The organism is Delftia sp. CH05 (genome assembly GCF_009827015.1).
In the GTDB taxonomy this organism is placed as follows: domain Bacteria; phylum Pseudomonadota; class Gammaproteobacteria; order Burkholderiales; family Burkholderiaceae_C; genus Comamonas; species Comamonas tsuruhatensis.
In genome coordinates, this window is record NZ_WUMG01000004.1 from 149,099 (window position 1) to 168,769 (window position 19,671).

The following is a 19,671-nucleotide window of genomic DNA, read 5'->3' on the forward strand; positions in this document are numbered from 1 at the left end:
GAGTCCTCTTCGCTGGAACGGCCTACGTCCCGACCTATCGTGCCCACAGTCCTCTCCAACCTCTGGCAAAAGGCCAAACCCGCCCGCCCGGGCGTGATGTGCCCATCGACACCGCGCAAGCTCGGCGAGCCGGTCGATGCGTACTGGCATGACCGCTATTTCCTGGAGCCGTACTTCGTGCCGGGGCGCGGCTACGACCAATACCGGCCCGCCTATGCACTGGGCTGGAAGGCTTCCCTGTCGCCGGAACACGCGCAGCAGGATTTCGAGTCCGCAGAAGCCCGGCTGGAAGAACGCTGGGAGCAGGAACGGGGCGGCAGCCTGCTGCACTGGAACCAGGTGCGTGAGGCCGTGGAGGCCTCCTGGCTGCAGGCGCGCCGGCGCACGCCCGCACAGCCTGCGGCTTCCACGCTGGAACTGCAGACCACGGCGCTGCTCAATGCCGTGCTGGCCCTGGGTCGCCAGGCCCATGTCCGGTTGGGCGAATGCATGGATCCCATGCCCCAGGGACTGATAGGCCAGGTACTGGCGCGCCACTTCAATGCCAGCCAGGTCCTGGTCGATGACCTGGAACGCGCCATCGACGCCAACGGCGGCGTGGTGCTGCCCGTGCGCGACAGCCGTGCCGCACTGCGTCGCAACGCCTTCTGGGACGGGCTGCTGGGCAGGGAAGAGGGCGCGGACTACGTGCTGGACCAGGCCGAGTCCTGCCAGCAGCAATGGCTGAGCGCCTATGAGGCTGCTGAGCAGTCCCGTCTGCCGGCGCCACTCAGCGAAGTTCTGCATCGCCAGTCCCTGATGCTGCGCGGGCAGATCGAGGCCATCCACTGGCTGCGCCGGTACATGCTGTAGCGCAAGTCTGAAAACCTAGCCCAATGTCACGACGACCGGCGCATGGTCGCTGGGCTGAGGGTTCTTGCGCGGCGCGCGGTCCACGATGCAGGCGGTGACGCTGGGACGCAAGGCCTCGCTGACCAGGATATGGTCAATGCGCAGGCCCCGGTTCTTCTGGAAACCCAGCATCCGGTAGTCCCACCACGAATAGCTTTTCTCGGGCTGGTCGAACATGCGGAAGGCATCGGTCAGGCCCAGCTGCAGCAGCGCCTGGAAATGCGTGCGCTCTTCCACCGTGTGGTGGATCGTGTCCTTCAGGCCGATGGGATCGTAGGAGTCGCGGTCCTCGGGGGCCACGTTGAAGTCGCCCACCAGCACCAGGCGCGGATGGGCTGCCATCTCGCTTTTCACCCAGTCCTGCAGCGCCTGCAGCCAGCGCATCTTGTAGGCGAACTTGTCGGTGCCCGGCGCCTGTCCATTGACGAAGTAGCCGTTGATCAGGCGCACCGGGCCGCCTTCGGCATCGAGGGTGGCGGCAATGATGCGGGCCTGCTCGTCATCCAGGCCCGGGATATTGCGCACCACGTCGTGCACCGGCGTGCGCGTCAGCCAGGCCACGCCGTTGTAGGTCTTCTGTCCATGGCTGACCGCGTGGTAGCCGGCTTCCTGCAGCGCCTGCAGCGGAAACTTGTCGTCGGTGAGCTTGAGCTCCTGCAGCGCCAGCGCATCGACAGGATTGGCCTGCAGCCAGGCCAGCACCTGCGGCAGGCGCACGGACAGGGAGTTGACGTTCCAGGTGGCGATTTGCATAAATAAATCCAATTAAATCAAATGGTTGCGTGATTTTTCGATGGCTGCTCTTGTGGTGGTTGCCAGCCTGTTCACCCGAAAAATCATGCCCTTGCCGCAGCAGTCAGCCCCTATTTTGATGCGCGATTGCGCTTGGGTGTTTTTCAGGCGATTCGGCAGCGCGGCTGTCAGCCCTGGCTTCGGCCAGCGTATCGGCATGCGGGGCCGTTGACGTGATGGGACCTGCCTCGCCACGACCTTCATGGCACCGGGCAGACCTTGAATCAGATTGATCTGATTTCATCTCGGATGAAAGGTCCCTATGATTGAAAATTTACCAAGGAAATGCGGCCTTGGAATTTTTTATTATCCGGAGGTATTCAAAATGCATATATTCGCAGGTGCTTTTTGCAGAATAAACAAGGCTGTCATGATATTTATTTTGGCAATGATGGCCACCTCCGCATGGTCCCAATGCGAAATTAAAGATACAAGTGATGGGGCAGGCTATTACAAGTATGTGTTCAGTAATTTCAATCCCCCAGAATTCAATCCCACTGTGGCCAAGAACACGGTGATTTACTCAAAAGCCGCTGTGGCGGTACTGAGTAATGGGGTTGGCAAGAGATTGATGAATTGTAAGCAACGGGTCATGGGCTATAGCGTAGGTAAATCTACACCAGTCAATAATATATACCCGACGACAGTCGAGGGTATTGGAATGAGGGTTTCGACTATACATGGTGCTGCGCCTGTAAGTACTTCGGAGCATTCCGATCACCCCGGATCTTTTGCATATCAATTTTCCGATGTCAAAGTTGAGTTGATCAAGACCGCAGATGGCGATATCACTGCAGGTGGCGTGCTGGACAGCGATTTCCTGTACGAACGCGCGACTGATGCATCTGGCCAGATTCTCGCTCAATACAGCTTTTCCTCGCCCGTCGTCCTCCGGCCCAGGGTGCCCACTTGTACCCCACAGGCGCCGGAGCCCGTGCGCATGGCCCAGACTGTCGCTCAAAAACTCACCTCAATCGGCTCCACCGGTGCTCCCCGCTCCTTCCTCATCTCGTTGTTGTGCAAGGGCGGCATTCCAGGTTCGTTGACCAACGCCTATGTCACCCTGACGGATGTGGCAAATCCTGGAAATATCGGGAATGCTCTGACCCTGTCGAAAACCTCGGTGGCAAAAGGTGTGGGTGTGCAGATCCGCAAGGATGACCAGATACTGGGCTTTGGCCCGGACTCCAATGCCGCCGGCAACAGGAATCAATGGTTTGCAGGGTCTGTTGCCTACGGGCAGGAGCGGTTGGATATCCCGCTGACGGCGCGCTATGTCAAGACCGGAGAGAACGTGACCATAGGCAGTGCCAATGCGGCGGCGACCTTCACCATCAGCTACCAGTAGTTCCCCCTGATCCCTTGCGCTTTCGGTCTGACCGCTGCCAGGCCATTCAGCGTGGTCAGGCAAGTCTGCGGGTGCGCGGCCATGCCCGCAGAATACGCAGATGCTTGATCTACTCGTCATTCACGCCACGCTGCCCGACGGCCGCCAGGACATGTCCATCGCCGTGCAGGGCGGGCGCATCGTCGAGGTCGCGGCCGGTCTTTCAGCGCCAGCCCACCAAGTGGTCGATGCGCAGCACCAGCTGGTCTCGCCGCCCTTCGTCGATCCGCATTTCCATATGGATGCCACGCTGAGCCACGGTCTGCCGCGCGTCAACCGCAGCGGCACGCTGCTGGAGGGCATAGCGCTGTGGGGCGAGCTCAAGCCGCTGCTCACGGCCGAGGCGCTAATCTCGCGCGCGCTGGAGTATTGCGACTGGGCGGCGGCCAAGGGGCTGCAGGCCATCCGCAGCCATGTGGATACCAGCGATGTCCGCCTGCTGGCCGTCGATGCGTTGCTGGAGGTCAAGCGCCAGGTGGCTCCCTATATCGACCTGCAGCTGGTGGCGTTTCCTCAGGACGGCGTGCTGCGCTCGCCCGGCGGCGTCGCCAACCTGCGGCGGGCGCTGGACAAGGGCGTGGACGTGGTGGGCGGCATTCCCCACTTCGAGCGCACCATGGCCGAGGGTGCCGACAGCGTCAGGCTGCTGTGCGAGCTGGCGGCCGAGCGCGGCCTGCTGGTGGACATGCACTGCGACGAGTCCGACGACCCGCTGTCGCGCCACATCGAAACCCTGGCCTTCGAGGCGCAGCGCCTGGGCCTGCAGGGCCGCGTGACGGGCTCGCACTGCACCTCCATGCACAGCATGGACAACTACTACGTGAGCAAGCTGCTGCCGCTGATCGCCGAAAGCGGCGTGGCCGTGATTGCCAATCCGCTGATCAACATCACGCTGCAGGGCCGCCAGGACAGCTATCCCAAGCGCCGCGGCATGACGCGCGTGCCCGAACTGCTGGCCGCAGGCGTCAACGTGGCCTTCGGCCATGACTGCGTGATGGACCCCTGGTACGGCATGGGCTCGGGCGACATGCTGGAGGTCGCCCACATGGGCCTGCATGTGGCGCAGATGACCGGCCAGGACGGCATGCGCGACTGCTTCGACGCCGTGACCACGCGCGCGGCGCGTGTGATGCACCTGGACGGCTATGGCATCGAGGCCGGCTGCGATGCCAGCTTCGTGCTGCTGCAGGCGCGCGATGCGGCCGAGGCGATACGGCTGCGCGCCACGCGCCTGAAGGTGTTCCGCAAGGGCCGGTTGCTGGCCGAGGCGCCTGCTGCAACGGCTGCGCTGCATCTGCCGGGCCGCCCGGCAAGAATCGACTGGCGGCGCTGAACCGCAGCTGAACCGGCGCCGGCCTCAGGCGCCGGCCAGGCTGGCCTCGCGCACGATGGTCTGCAGGGCCACCAGGTCCCTGACCACCAGGCCCTGGGCTTCCACGCGAATGCAGTTGTCGCGCTCCATGCGCTTGAGCTCCTGGTTCACGCGCTGGCGCGAGGCACCCAGCAACTGGGCCAGCTCCTCCTGCACCAGTTGCAGGCCTATGCGCAGCTCGCGCGGGTCGTCCAGCACCTGTGTGCCGTAGCTGCGCGACAGGTGCAGCAACTGCTTGGCCAGGCGTGCGCGCAGGGGCAGGGTGTTGAGGTCTTCCACCAGCCCGTAGGTCTGGCGTATGCGGTGGGCCTGCAGGCGCAGCAGAGCATCGTAGAACTCCACATGCGTTGCCAGGATGGCGTGAAAGCTCTCCTTGTCCACGCACAGCAGCGTGGTGTCGCCGTGGGCATAGGCATCGCGCGTGCGGGGCTCGTCAAGAAAGGTGGACATGGCACCGAACCAGGCGCCCGGCTCCACATAGGCCAGCGTAGTCTGCCGACCCGACAGGCTGGTCGAGCTCATGCGCACGGCGCCCTGCGCACAGGCATACCACCTGTGCGGCACATCGCCGCGTGCATAGATCAGTGCCCCGTCCTTGAGCCGCCGGACCGTGGTCTGGCGCAGGATGTCATGGCGCAGCGAGGGCGAGAGGCTGCAGAACCACTGGCCGGAATTGATGGCCTCGCGCTCGGCGGGGGTGAGCATGGGCTCGTGGGTACTCGTTTGCAAACCGCTTGTCTCCAATCGGCCGCAATTTTAGGGCGTGCGGGGATGGCAATGGCCACGCAGATGCTCGCTCCCCGCATGGAGCCCGGCTCCTGGAGCCTTCGCCTGGGTTCAGCGGTAGCTCGCGCCGGGCAACGCGGAATACGGTCCGTCAACGTAGCGTGCAGCCCTGCCTGCCATAGAGAAATCCGGAGGTTGTCCACCGACTGCGCTTTCCAAGTGTCTTGGCCGAGTGGGATGAGCATGAAGATTTTCGGAATTACCCTGTATTGGAGATGAAGTTTGAGTGTGCAGAATTTGGCGGCTCTGTCGGCATTCATTTCAGGTACTGAAGAAATCGGAGGGAGTCATGGCGGTTAAGACTTTGCTGATCGGCCCGGTGCTTTCGTTCCGGGGCGTCAGTGGCGATGGCGGCACCTGGAAAGTGACCGCGCTCATTGGGGTGGACGAAACCGCGGCGCTCCCCGTGCTGAGGGTGGAGGGCCGTGATTGCCAGCCTCCGCTTGAATTGCTGCTGCACAAAGGCCAGCGCACGCTGAGATACGACCTTTCCTGCCCCTTGCAAGAAGACGAGCGGCGGGTGGAGTTCGGCATCAAGGGCGGCATGAAATGGTCATTCACCGTTCCGGGAAAGGCCGATGCACCGCGCGTGGCCTATGTGTCGTGCAACGGATTTTCGGACCCTGCCGGAATGCGCAAGCTCGTGCGGCCGGAAAACGCGGTCTGGGAAGACTTGCTGTACAGCCATGACAGGCGCCTGCGCGACCCCCAGCGCGAAAAGCTGTTGGACAAGGAGCAGCTTTGGCACGAAGAGCGGATACACGACCTCGACCTGCAGCGTTTCCATCTGATGCTGATGGGCGGTGACCAGATCTATTTCGACTCCATCTGGGAGAAGATCGATGCGCTCAAGCAATGGGTGCGCCTGCCAAGGGAAAAACAGCTCCATTTCGAGGTGAGCGAGGCGCTCGAGCGCGAAATCGGCAACTACTACCTTGAACTCTATGCCGAGCGCTGGCTGCCCCGTGACCGTGGTCCCTGGCATGCAAAGCAGCCAAGCTGGGATGCCGCAGATGCCATGGCGCGCATCCCCACCGTCATGATGTGGGACGACCATGACATCTTCGATGGCTGGGGCTCCTATAGCTGCGAAATGCAGCATTCCCCTCTGTTCCGCATTCTTTTTCGCCATGCGCGTCGTGCATTCTGGGTGTTCCAGATGCAGCATGCGCTGAAGGATCTGCCCGAACTGCAGGACGCGACGCCCGGCGGCTTTTCCGTCAAGGATCCGATCTACAAGGAGATCGACTGGTCCGAGCTTCTGCACGGCGATGCCCTGGCCCTGCCACTGCTGGATCGGCAGCCAGGTTTTTCATGCGCCTACAGGCTGGGGCCTCTTGCGCTGGTCGCTGCGGACCTGCGCACTGAGCGATCGAGAACGCAGGTGCTGGGTGAATCCGCCTGGTCCCGACTTAAGGGGTGGCTTGCAAGCCTTGATGGACCGGATACGCAGGTGCCCGTGCAGCACCTGCTGTTCATGTCTTCGGTGCCGGTCGTGCATCCCAAGCTGTCGCTGGCGGAGGGTCTGCTGGACACCTTTGGCCAGGACCATGTCATTGACAGCAATGCTGACGATCTCAAGGACCATTGGTCGCACGACGACCATGAGGGCGAGCGCAAGCGCCTGCTGGAAGTGCTGTCGGGCTTGGCCCGTGACAAGAGGCTGCGCGTGTCCCTGGTGTCTGGCGACGTGCATGTGGCGGCTTGGGGTATTGCCTACCGGCGCGACATTCAGTCTACGCAGACTTGGGCCCAGATCCAGCAGTTCACCTCTTCGGCGGTGGTGCACCCTTCGCTGATGGGGGTGGCAGAGCGGTTGTTTCTGTTCATGCTCAACAGCACGGCAAGCAAGCCACAGGATATTGATGTGCAGTACACCGTGAAGATGATGCTGTTCCCTGGTCACAACAAATACGTGATGCCCGCGAGGAACTGGCTGGCGCTTGAGTTGGATGCCGGATCGAGCGGCGGGAGCAAACTGTGGGCCACCTGGCGCTGCGAGACGGAGACTGGCTTTTCCAACCATCTGCAGGCTGTGCAGCCTGCGGCAGATTGAACGTGCTGCGGGGCTGTATGGGAGGGGCGCTCCGGCCTTTCAACGCCCCCAGCGCAGCACCAGCGGATCGAGCCGCCGCGCAATGTCCAGCAACTGGCGGCGCACCTCGGGGTGCATGGGCGGCCAGGGCGCGCGCGGCGCGTCGCAGGCGATCACGCCGCCGGCCTTCATCAGCGCCTTGGCGGCCAGGAAGCCGGCCTGGCGGTTTTCGTGGTTGATCAGGGGCAGCCAGCGCTGGTAGAGGGCGAATGCGGTGTCGGGGTCGCCGTTTCTGTGCGCTTCGATGATGGGGCGTATGCCGTCGGCAAAGCCGCCGCCCGTCATGGAGCCCGTGGCGCCGGCCTCCAGGTCGGCCAGCAGGGTGATGCCTTCCTCGCCGTCCCAGGGGCCTTCGATGGCCTCGCCGCCCAGGGCGATGAGTTCGCGCAGTTTGCCGGCGGCGCCTGCGGTTTCCATCTTGAAGTAGCAGACCTGCTCGATCTCGCGGGCCATGCGCGCGAGGAAGGCGGGGGACAGCGGCGTGCCTGCGGCGGGCGCGTCCTGCACCATGATGGGAATGGCGATGGCATCGGACACGGCCTGGAAGAAGCCCTGGATCTGGGGCTCGCCGAAGCGGAAGGTGGCGCCGTGGTAGGGCGGCATGACCATCACCATGGCCGCACCCATGTCCTGCGCGCGGCGGCTTCGCTCGGCGCACACGCGCGATGAGGTGTGCGTGGTGGTGACGATCACGGGCACGCGGCCCGCCACATGTTCCAGCGCCGTGCGCGTGAGGATCTCGCGCTCGTCATCGGCCAGTAGGAACTGCTCGGAGAAGTTGGCCAGGATGCACAGGCCATCCACGCCCGAGTCGATCATGAAGTCCAGGCAGCGCCTCTGGCTGGCCAGGTCCAGCGTGCCGTCCTCGTGGAAGGTGGTGGGTACCACGGGGAAGATGCCGCTGTAGCGCGGCCGAGAAATTCCGGGCATGGCGTGCTCCCTCATTCGACGATGCGGAACTGGTCCAGGTACTCGGTCTTGAGCGTGAGGCCCAGGCCCGGCACATCGTCCCTGAGCTGCAGGAAGCCGTTCTCGGCCACGGGTTCGCCGTCGAAGATGTACCAGAACAGCTCATTGCCCACTTCCACGTCGAAGATGGGAAAGTACTCGGCCATGGGCGAGGCCAGCGTGCTCATGGTCAGGTGGTAGTTGTGCATCTGGCCCGCATGCGGGATGACGGGCACGCTGAACGCCTCGCACAGCGCATTGATCTTGTGCGCCGCCGTGATGCCGCCCACGCGGTTGGTGTCGTACTGCACGACGCTGACGGCCTTCTTGTCCAGCAGCTGCTTGAAGCCGTAGAGGCTGAACTCGTGCTCGCCGCCCGAGATCGGAATGCTGCTGAGGCGGCTGAGTTCGGCGTAGCCGTCGATGTCGTCGGCGATCACGGGCTCCTCCAGCCAGCGCGGCTCGAACTTCTCCAGCTTGGGCAGCATGAGCCTGGCGTACTCCAGGTTCCAGCCCATGTAGCACTCCAGCATCAGGTCGCAGTCGTAGCCTATGACTTCTCGCACGGCCTCGACCGAGCGCAGGTTCTCGCGCACGCCTTCCTGCAGATGGGCCGGGCCGTAGCCGAAGCGCATCTTGAAGGCCTTGAAGCCCTGGTCCAGGAATTTTTGCGCCTCTTGCTGCATGGCCTTGAGGTCGGTGCGGTAGAGCTTGCTGTAGTAGCAGGGAATCCTTTCCTTGGTGCGCCCGCCCAGCAGCTTGAACACGGGCTTGTTCACGCTCTTGCCCAGGATGTCCCAGATGGCCAGGTCCACGGCCGAGATGGCGGCCATGGTCACGCCCTTGCGGCCCCAGGCGTGCGTGGCGCGGTACATGCGCTGCCACAGGTATTCGTAGTCCCACGGGTCGTGGCCGATGACCAGGGGCGCCAGGTACTCGTCGATGATGGCTTTGGCGATGCGCGGCGCCAGCGCCACGTTGCCCAGGCCGACGATGCCGTCGTCGGTCTCGATCTCCACCACCGTCCAGGAATGGAAGCGGAAGGTGGACATGGTCTCCTGCGGCGCATAAAGCAGGTCCATGGCGTTGGAGCAGAAGTTGCCCTGGGGCGGCACGGTCTTGCCTTGCCATTCGTAGACGCGGGCGCGGACGGATTTGATTTTCATGATGGTGAGGGCGGGGGAGTGAAGTCAGTCAGGACAGGCGCGCGGCGCCCATGCGGCAGGCGATCAGGAAGGCCTGCCAGGTGGCCTCCACGCTGGCCCGGCCCTGGCCCGCGATGTCATAGGCCGTGCCGTGGGCCGGCGTGGTGATGGGGATCGGCAGGCCGCCCTGCACGGTCACGCCGCGCGAGAAGCCCAGCAGCTTGATGGCGATCTGGCCCTGGTCGTGGTACATGGTCACGATGGCCTGGTACTCGCCGGCCTGGGCCTTCAGGAAGATGGTGTCGGCCGGGAAGGGGCCGTGGAACGGATCGGGCGTGGGCCAGTCGCGGGCCTGCAGCGCGCGCACGGCCGGCGCGATGATGTCGATCTCCTCGCGCCCGCAGGTGCCGCCGTCGCCGTTGTGCGGGTTGAAGCCCGCAATCGCCACCTTGGGGGCCGCCATGCCGCTGGCCAGCAGCGCGCGGTAGATCAGCTCGGCCGCCTGGGCGATGCGCTCCTGGCTCAGATAGCCGGCCACGTCCCTGAGCGGCACATGGGACGAAATGCGCGAGGTCCACAGATCGCCCAGCGTGTTGAATTCGCAGAAATAGCCGCTCACACCCAGGTACTCGGCAAAGTGGTGCAGCTCGTCCTCATGGCGCAGGCCGCCCAGCTTCATGGCCTGCTTGTTGAGCGGCGCAAAGCAGATGGCGTCGATCTGGCCGGCCTGGGCCGCGTCCATGCACCGGTCCAGCACCTGCAGCACCGAGCGCCCGCCTGCGGCTTCGGCACGACCCGGGTGCACGGCATCGGGGGCCACCGTGTCCAGGGCCAGGAAGGCGGGCAGGGCGGTGTCGGTGCGGCCACGTGCATGTGCCATGCTGGCGATGGGTGTGGAGGCCACCTGCAGGCCCGCGATGCGCTGGCCCTGCTGCCACAGCCAGGGGTCGCCGGCCAGCACGATGTTGGCCTTTTGCATGGCCTCGGGCCGCGCCAGCAGGCGTGCGATCAGTTCGGCGCCTATGCCGGCGGGATCGCCCAGGGTCAGGGCGACGACGGGAAGTTCGGATGCGGGCATGTGCGGCTCAGTCGATCTTGATGTGGTTCTTGCGGATGATTTCGCCAAAGCGCTGGTACTCGGCGTTGTGCAAGGCAATGAACTCCGCCTGGCCCATGGGCTGCAGCTCGGCGCCCACGGCCTCCAGGCGCGTGCGCGTCTCGGGCAGGGCCAGCACCTTGTTGACTTCGTCGTGCACCCGGGCCTGCACGGCGCGGGGTGTGGCCGCTGGCATGTAGATGCCGTACCAGGCGCCTATCTCCACGCCCGGCAGGCCGGCCTCGGCCAGCGTCGGCACCTGGGGCAGCTGGGCGTTGCGGCGCGGTGACGTCACGCCCAGCGGGCGCAGCTTGCCGGCCTTGATCTGGCCGATCACCGAAGGCATGGTGTCGAAGCTCATCTGCACCTGGCCGCTGACCAGGTCCACCAGGGCGGCGGCGCTGCCCTTGTAGGGCACGTGGGTCAGTTCAATGCCGGCCGCGTCCTTGAACATCTCGGCCGCGATGTGCTGGGTGCTGCCCGTGCCGCTGCTGGCGAAGTTGATCCTGCCGGGCTCCTTGCGGGCCAGGGCGACCAGTTCCTGCACCGAGTTGGCGGGCAGGTTGTTTCCCACCACCAGCACATTGGGCACTGCGCCCACATAGGCCACGGGCACCAGGTCGCGGTTGCTGTCGTAGCCCAGCTTGAGCAGGTGCGGGGCAATGGCATGGGCCGTGACCACGCCCATCACCATGGTGTGCCCGTCCGTGGACTTGGCCGTCATGTCCACGGCCAGGGTGTTGGAGACGCCGGGGCGGTTTTCCACGATCACCGGCTGGCGCAGCAGCGGCGCGAGCCGGTCGGCCACGGCGCGTGCCATGGCATCCGTGCCGCCGCCCGGGGCCGAGCCCACCAGCATGCGCACGGGCCGCGCGGGCCAGTCGGGCGGGGTTGGCGGGGTTTGAGCGGTGGCGAGCGAGGGCAGCAGGGCGGCTGCGGCCAGCAGGATGCGGCGTTGCATGTCTTGTCTCCGGTGCTTTTGTTGTGGGTCCATGCTAGGCAGGCAATTGATTGCCGTAAACTGAAAATTGCTGATGAATGGATAACTCCAGGCAATCAATTCAAAGGGACTTCCATGGGCTCCATCGACCGCAGGGACAGCACGCCGCAACTGCTCAACCGCCTGCGCATGCGGCAGGTGGCGCTGATGCTGGCCATAGAGGAGCAGGGGACGCTGCGCGGCGCTGCAGCCCGGCTGGGCCTGAGCCAGCCGGCGGCCACCAAGATGCTGCATGAGCTGGAAGGCGCGCTGGGCCTGCCGCTGTTCGAGCGCGTGGGCCGCGGCCTGCAACTGAACGCCGCCGGCGAGCGCGTGACGGGCTACTTCCGCCACCTGCGCGGCGGCATGGAGGCGCTGAACCGCGAGCTGCAGGAACTGCGCGAAGGCAGCGCGGGGCGGCTGGCCGTGGGCAGCATCATGGCGGCGTCGCCGGGCCGCCTCACGCAGGCGCTGCTGGCGCTCAAGCGCCAGTGGCCGCTGTTGTCCATCGAGGTGGCCGTGGACACCAGCGACCGGCTGCTGGCGCAGTTGCAGGACGGGGTGCTGGAGGTGGTGGTGGGCCGTCCGGCCGGGCCGTCCGACGCGGATCACCGCTTTTGCTCGCTCGATGATGAGGCTCTGTCCATCATCGCGGGCTGCAGCCATCCGCTGGCGCGTGCCCGCAGCGTGGGCTTTGCGCAGCTGCAGGCCTATGGCTGGGTGCTTCAGCCCCCGGGCAGCCCCATGCGCGCGCTGATCGACCAGGAGTTCCAGGCCCACGGCCTGCCGCTGCCGCGCGGCCTGATCGAGACGGGCTCCATCCTCACCACCATGAACCTGGTGCGCAACTCCGACCTGATCGCCGTGATTCCGCAGGCCGTGGCCCGGGACAGCGCCGCGCACGGCATGGTCCGCATCCTGCCCTACCGCATGCGCCGCAACCTGCAGTCCTACGGCAGCCTGGTGCGCCGCGACCGGCCGCTGAGCCAGGCGGCCGCCAGCTTTCTGGCGCTGTTGCACGGGCAGGAGCCGCCGCCGGCATCCGCGCCCTAACCGATGTACCGCACCAGATGCGAGCTGACCCGCTTGCAGTAGCTCTTGCAGACGCGGCGCAGCACCTGGGCGGTGTCGGTGACGCCGGGCGGCGGGCTCTTGGGGTACCAGGTGGTGATGCGAAAGGAGGGTGGCGTGGGCAGATCCAGCTCCACCAGTTCCCCGCTTGCCAGCTGCGGCGCCACCAGCATGCCGTGCATGATGGCGACGCCCAGGCCCTCGCGCACCAGCGAGACCAGGGCCGCCAGCGAGGGCGATCCCGAGATGCGCAGATCGCTGGAGACCATGCCGCTTTGCACGGCCAGCTGCTGTGCCATGGCCACGGCCTGCTCGTAGGGGCCGGTGCCGCGCATCTGGGTCAGCAATTGCTTGCCCAGCGCCTTGTGCAGTCCATCCTTCCTGGGCACCAGGCCCCGCCTGGCAATCCAGTGCACGGGCACCTCCAGCAGGTTCTCGACCACGGCGAACTGGGGGTCCACGCCGCTGCCGGTGCGCACGATCAGATCCAGGTCGCGCCGCATCATCTGCTCCGACAGATGGGTGCTCAGATCGACGGTCAGGTCCAGCTCGATGTGCGGCAGGCTGGCACCCATCGCCTTGACGAATTCGGGCAGGAAGGTGTGTACCGCCGTCTCCAGCACGCCGACCCGCAGGCGGCAGCCGATGGCGTCGTCGGACCTGGCGGCACGCTCCAGGGTGCGTGCGGCTTCGATGACGGCCTCCGCATGCCGCAGCAGCCGGGCGCCGGCGTCGGTGATCTGCAGCGTCTTGCGGTCCCAGTGGAACAGGGTCACGCCCAGGTCCGACTCCAGCCCGCGTATGCGCATGGAGACGGCACCGGGGCTGGCGTGGACCAGTTCGGCCACGCGGCGCACGCTGCCGATGCGTGCCAGCAGCACAAAGGTTTCAAGAAAACGGATATTCATGGGGGTCTGCGCGGGCTGCGGTGGCTGTTCAGTTTTTCTGGGAGAGGCTGCGCACAATTCCTGAGTGGACCGGTGGCCTGCTGCTTTTTACATTGGGAGGCATCTCCACTCAATAGAGGCTCACCCATGACGCACTGGACCCATCCGACCGAGTTCCGACAGGAGGTGCGCGCCGGCCGCTTTCGCGGGCAGACGGCAGGGCAGTGCCCCGGCTACACCCAGGGCAACCTGGCGATATTGCCGCGCGAGTGCAGCGAGGAGTTCCTGCGCTTTGCTCGCCTCAACCCCAAGTCCTGCCCGCTGATCGGCGTGACCGAGCCCGGCAGCAGCCGCGTGCCCGAACTGGGCGATATCGATCTGAAGACCGACCTGCCCTCGTACTGGGTGTTTCGCGATGGTCACAGGGCCGAGCAGGTGAATGACCTCACGGACTTGTGGCGCGACGACCTGGTGGGCTTCGTCATCGGCTGCTCCTATTCCTTCGAGGACGCGCTGCGCGAGGCGGGCGTGCCCGTGCGCCACATCGATGAAGGCCGGGGCGCGCCCATGTTCATCTCCAGTATTCCCAACGGCCGGGCCGGCCGCTTCGGCGGCAGCATGGTGGTCAGCATGCGGCCCATGACGGCGGCCCACGCCATCCGCGCCATCCAGGTCACTTCGCGCTTTCCCAGCGTGCATGGGGCGCCCGTGCACCTGGGCGATCCCGCGCAGATAGGCATTGCCGACATCGACAGGCCGGACTTCGGCGAGCCCATGGCGCTCAGGCCGGGAGAGATTCCCGTGTTCTGGGCCTGTGGCGTGACGCCCCAGCAGGCCATACGCTCGGCGGCCCTGCCATTCGCCATCACGCACGAGCCGGGCCACATGCTGGTGACGGAGTTGCGCAACAGCCATCTGGCCGCGTTCTGACGGCCTGCCTGCCTGGCTTGGGGCCCGCTTCGGCGGGCCTTTTTCTTTGCGTCGCTGGCCGGCAAGGGGCCGCTCCTGTTCAGTTTTCGTGAACAGAGGGGGCGAAAACTTCTCGATGGACGCGGTCCAGGGGCACTTTTAGATTGGACGCCAGTGGTGGGCACCGGCGGAGGGCCGTGCTCCAGGCCACGGTTTTCCTGACTTCAACTTCGAGACAAACGGGTTCCGACACCATGCAAGAACGCTCCACTCCCCATGACAGGCGCTGGCAATTCTGGATAGACCGTGGCGGTACGTTCACCGATGTGGTGGGCAAGCGGCCCGATGGCAGCCTGGTCACGCACAAGCTGCTGTCGGAGAACCCCGAGCAGTACCGGGACGCGGCCGTGGCCGGCATCCGCCACCTGCTGGGCCTCAAGCCAGGCGAGCCGGTCACGCCGGACCTTGTGGAGTGCGTGAAGATGGGCACCACGGTGGCCACCAATGCGCTGCTGGAGCGCAAGGGCGAGCCCACGCTGCTGGTGACCACGCGGGGCTTTCGCGATGCGCTGCGCATCGCCTACCAGAACCGTCCGCGCCTGTTCGACCGCCATATCCAGTTGCCCGAACTGCTCTACAGCGAGGTGGTCGAGGCCGTGGAACGTGTGGATGCCCATGGGAAGGTGCTGCGCGAGCTGGACGGGCTGCACCTGCACACGGCGTTGGCCGCAGCCCATGCGCGCGGCCTGCGCAGCGTGGCCATCGTCTTCATGCATGGCTACCGCCATACGCGGCATGAGCAGATGGCGGCGCGCATTGCGCGGCAGTTGGGTTTCACGCAGGTCAGCACTTCGCACGAGACCAGTCCGCTGATGAAGTTCGTGAGCCGGGGCGATACCACGGTGGTCGATGCCTACCTGTCTCCCATCCTGCGCCGCTATGTGCAGCAGGTGGCTGCAGAGATGCCGGGAGTGCGGCTGTTCTTCATGCAGTCTTGCGGAGGGCTGTCCGACGCGGGCAGTTTTCAGGGCAAGGACGCCATCCTGAGCGGGCCGGCCGGAGGCATCGTGGGCATGGCGCGCACGGCGGGCCTGGCCGGGCACGACAGGGTCATCGGTTTCGACATGGGTGGCACATCCACCGACGTCAGCCACTATGCAGGCGCCTTCGAGCGCGAGTTCGAGACCCAGGTGGCCGGCGTGCGCATGCGCGCGCCGATGATGAGCATCCACACCGTGGCCGCCGGCGGCGGCTCGGTGCTGGCCTATGACGGCTCGCGCTTTCGCGTGGGACCCGAGAGCGCGGGTGCCCATCCCGGCCCGGCGAGCTATCGCCGCGGCGGCCCCCTGGCCGTGACCGATGCGAACGTGATGGTCGGCAAGGTCCAGCCGCGCTACTTTCCCAGCGTGTTCGGGCCTGCCGCCAACGAGCGACTGGACGGCGAGGCCGTGCGTGTCCGCTTCGAGGAACTGGCGCGGCAGACGGGGCGCACTCCCGAGGACGTGGCCGAGGGCTTCATCCGCATCGCCGTGCAGCAGATGGCCAACGCCATCAAGAAGATCAGCGTGGCGCGCGGCTATGACGTCACGCGCTATACGCTGCAGTGCTTCGGCGGCGCGGGCGGCCAGCATGCCTGCCTGGTGGCCGATGCGCTGGGCATGTCCCGCGTGTTCGTGCATCCGCTGGCCGGCGTGCTCAGCGCCTATGGCATGGGCCTGGCGGACCAGACCGTGATCCGCGAGCAGGCCATGGAGCTGGCGCTGACTGCCGAGGCCCTGCCGCTGATCGCCGAATGCCTGGATGCGCTGGGCACGGGCGCGCAGGCGGAGCTGGAGCGCCGGCAGGTCGGCGCAGGCCCTGTGCAGGTGCGGCACAACGTGCATGTGCGCTACGAGGGCTCCGATTCCGCCTTGGTCGTGCCCTTTGGCTCCCTGCCGGGCATTCAGTCGGCTTTCGAGTCGGCCTACCGCCAGCGTTTCGCCTTTCTGATGGCGGGCAAGGGGCTGGTGGTGGAAGCCGTGTCGGTCGAAGCCGTGATTGCGGGCGATGCGCCCGGCGAGCCGCTGCAGTCGGAGCATCCGCCGCGCGAGCATCCGCGCCGCGAAACCGTGCGCATGTACTCCGGCGGCGCCTGGCATGGCGCGGCCCTGGTGGTGCGCGAGGACCTGCGGCCCGGCGACGTCATTGCCGGCCCGGCCATCATCGCCGAGCGCAACGCCACCACCGTGATCGAGCCTGGCTGGTCGGCCAGGCTCACCGGGCTGGATCACCTGGTGCTGGACCGGGTGGTGCCGCGCAAGGTCGAGTACGCGGCCGGCACGACGGTGGACCCTGTGCTGCTGGAGGTCTTCAACAACCTGTTCATGAACATTGCCGAGCAGATGGGCCTGCAGCTGCAGAACACCGCCTATTCGGTGAACATCAAGGAGCGGCTGGATTTCAGCTGCGCGCTGTTCGATGCCCGGGGCCATCTCATCGCCAACGCGCCGCACATGCCCGTCCATCTGGGCTCCATGGGCGAAAGCATCCAGACGGTGATCCGCAGGAACGCCGGGCGCATGGCCCAGGGCGATGTCTACGTGCTCAACGACCCCTACCAGGGTGGCACCCATCTGCCGGACATCACCGTCATCACGCCGGTCCATATCGCCGGCGAGGCATCTCCGACCTTCTACGTCGGCAGCCGGGGCCACCATGCCGATGTGGGCGGCATCACGCCGGGCTCCATGCCGCCGTTTTCCACGCGCATCGAGGAAGAGGGCGTGCAGATCGACAACTTCAAGCTGGTCGATCGCGGCGTGCTGCGCGCCCAGGAGATGGTCGAGCTGCTGCAAAGCGGCGAGTACCCGAGCCGCAACCCGCAGCAGAACCTGGCCGACCTGAAGGCCCAGATCGCGGCCAATGAAAAAGGCGTGCAGGAGCTGCACAAGATGGTGGCGCAGTTCGGCCTGCCCGTGGTGCAGGCCTACATGGGCCATGTGCAGGACAACGCCGAGGAGTCGGTGCGCCGCGTCATCACGCGGCTCAGGGACGGGCAGTTCACGCTGGAACTGGACAACGGCGCGCAGATCCGCGTGGCCGTCACCGTCGATACGGCCGAGCGCAGTGCCGTCATCGATTTCTCGGGCACCAGCGTCCAGCAGACCAACAACTTCAATGCGCCGCGCGCCGTGTGCATGGCGGCCGTGCTCTATGTGTTCCGCACGCTGGTGGACGACGACATCCCGCTCAACGCGGGCTGCCTCAAGCCTTTGAAAGTCATCATCCCCCAAGGCTGCATGCTCAACCCCAACCCGCCCGCTTCGGTGGTCGCGGGCAATGTGGAGACCTCCACCTGCATCACCAACGCGCTGTTCGGCGCGCTGGGCGTGATGGCGGGCAGCCAGCCCACCATGAACAACTTCACCTTCGGCAATGCGCACCACCAGTACTACGAAACCATTGCCGGCGGCAGCGGCGCGGGCGCGGTGCTGGACGCCGAGGGCCGGGTGGAGCGCGGCTTCAACGGCACCAGCGTCGTCCAGACGCACATGACCAATTCGCGCCTGACCGATCCGGAGGTGCTGGAGTTCCGCTTCCCCGTGATGCTGGACAGCTATGAGATCCGCGACGGCTCGGGCGGCGGCGGGCGCTGGCACGGCGGCAACGGCGGCGTGCGGCGCGTGCGCTTCCTGGAGCCCATGACGGCCAGCATCCTGTCCAACGGGCGCCTGAATCCGGCCTTCGGCATGGCAGGTGGCCAGCCGGGGCAGCCGGGCATCAACCGTGTGCTGCGTGCCGATGGCCAGGTCGAGGAACTGGACCACATCGGCGCCGTGCACATGCAGCCGGGCGACATCTTCGAAGTCTGCACGCCGGGGGGCGGCGGCTACGGAACGGCGGCCTGACACGCCGCCAGCAGGGGGCATGGCGCGGGCGGGGGAGGGCCGCCCGGCCAGGCCCGGATCACAACCGATGGAGTGCCATTGAATGCAAGACGCTTCGCGCAGCCGAAGTGCAAGGAGACAACAAATGACAAGCCTTGACAACGCAAGGACCCTGGCCGCCGAGCAGCCCCGGGGCCACTGGCTGGGCCAGCTCGAGCCCAAGGAAAAGCGGGCGCTGACGGCCTCGTTCGGCGGCTATGCCGTGGACGCCTTCGACTACTACACGCTGCCCCTGGTCACCCCGATCCTGCTGTCGCTGTGGGGCATGAGCAAGACCGAGGTCGGCCTGATCGGCACCTCGACTCTGGTGGCCTCGGCCATCGGCGGATGGATGGCCGGCATCCTGGCGGACCGCTACGGGCGCGTGCGTGTGCTGCAGTGGACCATCCTCGTATTCGCTCTTTTCACCTTCGCCTGCGGCCTGGCGCAGACACCGGGCCAACTGCTGCTGGCCCGCACGCTGCAGGGCCTGGGCTTTGGCGGCGAGTGGGCCGTGGGCTCGGTGCTGATCGCCGAGACCATACGCCCGGCCTTCAGGGGCAAGGCGGTGGGCCTGGTGCAAAGCAGCTGGTCCATAGGCTGGGGCGCGGCCGTGCTGGTGTCCATGGCGCTGTTCTCGTTTCTGCCGCCCGAGATGTCATGGCGGGCCATGTTCCTGCTGGGCCTGCTGCCGGCCCTGCTGATCCTGTACATACGCCGCACCGTCAAGGACCCCGAGGTCTACCTGAAGACCCGTGCCGCCGTGGGCCGGGGCGAGCGCAGCGGGCACTTCCTGGACATCTTCAAGGGCGGCATGCTCAAGACCACGGTGCTGGCCAGCCTGATGTTCACGGGCATGCAGGGCGGCTACTACGCCATTGCCGTGTGGCTGCCCACCTTCCTGAAGAACGAGCGCCACCTGACAGTGCTGGGCTCGGGCGGCTACCAGTTCATGTTCATCTTCGGCGCCTTTGCAGGCTACCTGTGCGGTGCCTACGCCTCCGACCGGCTGGGCCGGCGCCTGGCCTTCACGCTGTTCGCCATCGGCGCCGGCAGCCTGGCCTATGCCTATACGCTGCTGCCCATCACCGATGCCTGGATGCTGGTGCTGGGCTTTCCGCTGGGCTTTTTCATGTCGGGCATCTTCAGCGGCGCCGGAGCCTTCCTGGCCGAGCTGTTCCCCAACGAACTGCGCGGCTCCGGCCAGGGCTTTTGCTACAACTTCGGCCGCGGCATCGGGGCCACCTTCCCTGCGCTGGTGGGCGTGTTCAGCGACCGGCTGGGCCTGTCGCTGGGCATGGCCATCGGCATCTGCGCCACGGCGGGCTACGTGATGGTGGTGTTGTTCGCCATGTGCCTGCCGGAGACGCGAGGCCGGGATCTGGCCGCGCAGTGAAGCGCTGGCCAG

Annotated in this window: 15 protein-coding genes; 8 read left to right on the forward strand and 7 right to left on the reverse strand. The window is 65.9% G+C overall.

From position 1 onward, the window contains the following. Positions 1 to 39 precede the first annotated feature (39 nt). Positions 40 to 852 carry a hypothetical protein gene (locus GRX31_RS05735; protein WP_239009652.1) on the forward strand — a complete coding sequence of 271 codons (813 nt, stop codon included), beginning with the start codon at positions 40 to 42 and terminating at the stop codon, positions 850 to 852. Positions 853 to 867: 15 nt separating this feature from the next. On the opposite strand, the gene xth is transcribed toward GRX31_RS05735, so the two are convergent. Further along, positions 868 to 1,644 carry an exodeoxyribonuclease III gene (gene xth, locus GRX31_RS05740; protein WP_047472000.1) on the reverse strand — a complete coding sequence of 259 codons (777 nt, stop codon included), beginning with the start codon at positions 1,642 to 1,644 and terminating at the stop codon, positions 868 to 870. Positions 1,645 to 1,945: 301 nt separating this feature from the next. Here xth and GRX31_RS05745 point away from each other — a divergent pair, with 301 nt between their 5' ends. Beyond that, positions 1,946 to 3,031 carry a fimbrial protein gene (locus tag GRX31_RS05745; protein WP_160851833.1) on the forward strand — a complete coding sequence of 362 codons (1,086 nt, stop codon included), beginning with the start codon at positions 1,946 to 1,948 and terminating at the stop codon, positions 3,029 to 3,031. Positions 3,032 to 3,131: 100 nt separating this feature from the next. Then, on the forward strand, positions 3,132 to 4,403 hold the full coding sequence (locus GRX31_RS05750) for an amidohydrolase family protein (RefSeq protein ID WP_047326703.1): 1,272 nt from the start codon (positions 3,132 to 3,134) through the stop codon (positions 4,401 to 4,403). Positions 4,404 to 4,427: 24 nt separating this feature from the next. On the opposite strand, the gene GRX31_RS05755 is transcribed toward GRX31_RS05750, so the two are convergent. Next, the gene (locus GRX31_RS05755) at positions 4,428 to 5,147 is read right to left on the reverse strand and encodes a Crp/Fnr family transcriptional regulator (RefSeq protein ID WP_013801399.1); all 720 of its coding nucleotides are present in this window, start codon (positions 5,145 to 5,147) and stop codon (positions 4,428 to 4,430) included. Between the two features lie 370 nt (positions 5,148 to 5,517). On the opposite strand from GRX31_RS05755, the gene GRX31_RS05760 reads away from it, so the two are divergent. Further along, entirely contained in the window at positions 5,518 to 7,284 is a 1,767-nt protein-coding gene (locus GRX31_RS05760; RefSeq protein ID WP_160851835.1) for an alkaline phosphatase D family protein, read from the forward strand. Between the two features lie 39 nt (positions 7,285 to 7,323). Here the strand turns inward: GRX31_RS05760 and GRX31_RS05765 are convergent, their stop codons facing one another. From GRX31_RS05765 to GRX31_RS05780, 4 genes are read right to left on the reverse strand one after another with little or no spacing between them, the layout of a single operon-like run. Beyond that, positions 7,324 to 8,253: a dihydrodipicolinate synthase family protein gene (locus GRX31_RS05765; RefSeq protein WP_160851837.1), complete on the reverse strand. Its 930-nt coding sequence runs from the start codon at positions 8,251 to 8,253 to the stop codon at positions 7,324 to 7,326. An 11-nt stretch (positions 8,254 to 8,264) separates the two neighbouring features. After that, entirely contained in the window at positions 8,265 to 9,437 is a 1,173-nt protein-coding gene (locus GRX31_RS05770; RefSeq protein ID WP_160851839.1) for an L-rhamnonate dehydratase, read from the reverse strand. 28 nt (positions 9,438 to 9,465) lie between these two features. Further along, a complete protein-coding gene (locus GRX31_RS05775; RefSeq protein ID WP_160851841.1) occupies positions 9,466 to 10,494 on the reverse strand; it encodes a 4-hydroxythreonine-4-phosphate dehydrogenase PdxA in 1,029 nt (342 codons plus the stop codon). 7 nt (positions 10,495 to 10,501) lie between these two features. Beyond that, positions 10,502 to 11,473: a Bug family tripartite tricarboxylate transporter substrate binding protein gene (locus tag GRX31_RS05780; RefSeq protein ID WP_047326713.1), complete on the reverse strand. Its 972-nt coding sequence runs from the start codon at positions 11,471 to 11,473 to the stop codon at positions 10,502 to 10,504. Between the two features lie 114 nt (positions 11,474 to 11,587). On the opposite strand from GRX31_RS05780, the gene GRX31_RS05785 reads away from it, so the two are divergent. Continuing rightward, a complete protein-coding gene (locus tag GRX31_RS05785; RefSeq protein ID WP_070080951.1) occupies positions 11,588 to 12,544 on the forward strand; it encodes a LysR family transcriptional regulator in 957 nt (318 codons plus the stop codon). Here the strand turns inward: GRX31_RS05785 and GRX31_RS05790 are convergent. After that, the gene (locus GRX31_RS05790; RefSeq protein WP_160851843.1) at positions 12,541 to 13,470 is read right to left on the reverse strand and encodes a LysR family transcriptional regulator; all 930 of its coding nucleotides are present in this window, start codon (positions 13,468 to 13,470) and stop codon (positions 12,541 to 12,543) included. The genes GRX31_RS05785 and GRX31_RS05790 overlap by 4 nt on opposite strands. Positions 13,471 to 13,596: 126 nt before the next feature. On the opposite strand from GRX31_RS05790, the gene GRX31_RS05795 reads away from it, so the two are divergent. The 3 genes from GRX31_RS05795 to GRX31_RS05805 all read left to right on the forward strand — a co-directional run bounded on the left by GRX31_RS05795 (position 13,597) and on the right by GRX31_RS05805 (position 19,659). After that, positions 13,597 to 14,379 (forward strand): putative hydro-lyase, encoded by a 783-nt coding sequence (locus GRX31_RS05795; RefSeq protein ID WP_016447519.1) that lies wholly within the window; start codon positions 13,597 to 13,599, stop codon positions 14,377 to 14,379. Positions 14,380 to 14,612: 233 nt separating this feature from the next. Further along, positions 14,613 to 18,245, forward strand: coding sequence for a hydantoinase B/oxoprolinase family protein (locus GRX31_RS05800; protein ID WP_160851845.1), 3,633 nt, complete (start codon positions 14,613 to 14,615; stop codon positions 18,243 to 18,245). 124 nt (positions 18,246 to 18,369) lie between these two features. Then, positions 18,370 to 19,659, forward strand: a complete 1,290-nt coding sequence (locus GRX31_RS05805) for an MFS transporter (RefSeq protein ID WP_016451321.1) — start codon at positions 18,370 to 18,372, stop codon at positions 19,657 to 19,659. Positions 19,660 to 19,671 lie beyond the last annotated feature (12 nt).

What these genes read in the sequence shown, in the direction of transcription:
- xth (WP_047472000.1), bottom strand. Translation starts at nt 1,644, where the DNA reads ATGCAAATCGCCACCTGGAACGTCAACTCCCTGTCCGTGCGCCTGCCG.
- GRX31_RS05745 (WP_160851833.1), top strand. Translation starts at nt 1,946, where the DNA reads ATGATTGAAAATTTACCAAGGAAATGCGGCCTTGGAATTTTTTATTAT.
- GRX31_RS05750 (WP_047326703.1), top strand. Translation starts at nt 3,132, where the DNA reads ATGCTTGATCTACTCGTCATTCACGCCACGCTGCCCGACGGCCGCCAG.
- GRX31_RS05755 (WP_013801399.1), bottom strand. Translation starts at nt 5,147, where the DNA reads ATGCTCACCCCCGCCGAGCGCGAGGCCATCAATTCCGGCCAGTGGTTC.
- GRX31_RS05760 (WP_160851835.1), top strand. Translation starts at nt 5,518, where the DNA reads ATGGCGGTTAAGACTTTGCTGATCGGCCCGGTGCTTTCGTTCCGGGGC.
- GRX31_RS05765 (WP_160851837.1), bottom strand. Translation starts at nt 8,253, where the DNA reads ATGCCCGGAATTTCTCGGCCGCGCTACAGCGGCATCTTCCCCGTGGTA.
- GRX31_RS05770 (WP_160851839.1), bottom strand. Translation starts at nt 9,437, where the DNA reads ATGAAAATCAAATCCGTCCGCGCCCGCGTCTACGAATGGCAAGGCAAG.
- GRX31_RS05775 (WP_160851841.1), bottom strand. Translation starts at nt 10,494, where the DNA reads ATGCCCGCATCCGAACTTCCCGTCGTCGCCCTGACCCTGGGCGATCCC.
- GRX31_RS05780 (WP_047326713.1), bottom strand. Translation starts at nt 11,473, where the DNA reads ATGCAACGCCGCATCCTGCTGGCCGCAGCCGCCCTGCTGCCCTCGCTC.
- GRX31_RS05785 (WP_070080951.1), top strand. Translation starts at nt 11,588, where the DNA reads ATGGGCTCCATCGACCGCAGGGACAGCACGCCGCAACTGCTCAACCGC.
- GRX31_RS05790 (WP_160851843.1), bottom strand. Translation starts at nt 13,470, where the DNA reads ATGAATATCCGTTTTCTTGAAACCTTTGTGCTGCTGGCACGCATCGGC.
- GRX31_RS05795 (WP_016447519.1), top strand. Translation starts at nt 13,597, where the DNA reads ATGACGCACTGGACCCATCCGACCGAGTTCCGACAGGAGGTGCGCGCC.
- GRX31_RS05800 (WP_160851845.1), top strand. Translation starts at nt 14,613, where the DNA reads ATGCAAGAACGCTCCACTCCCCATGACAGGCGCTGGCAATTCTGGATA.
- GRX31_RS05805 (WP_016451321.1), top strand. Translation starts at nt 18,370, where the DNA reads ATGACAAGCCTTGACAACGCAAGGACCCTGGCCGCCGAGCAGCCCCGG.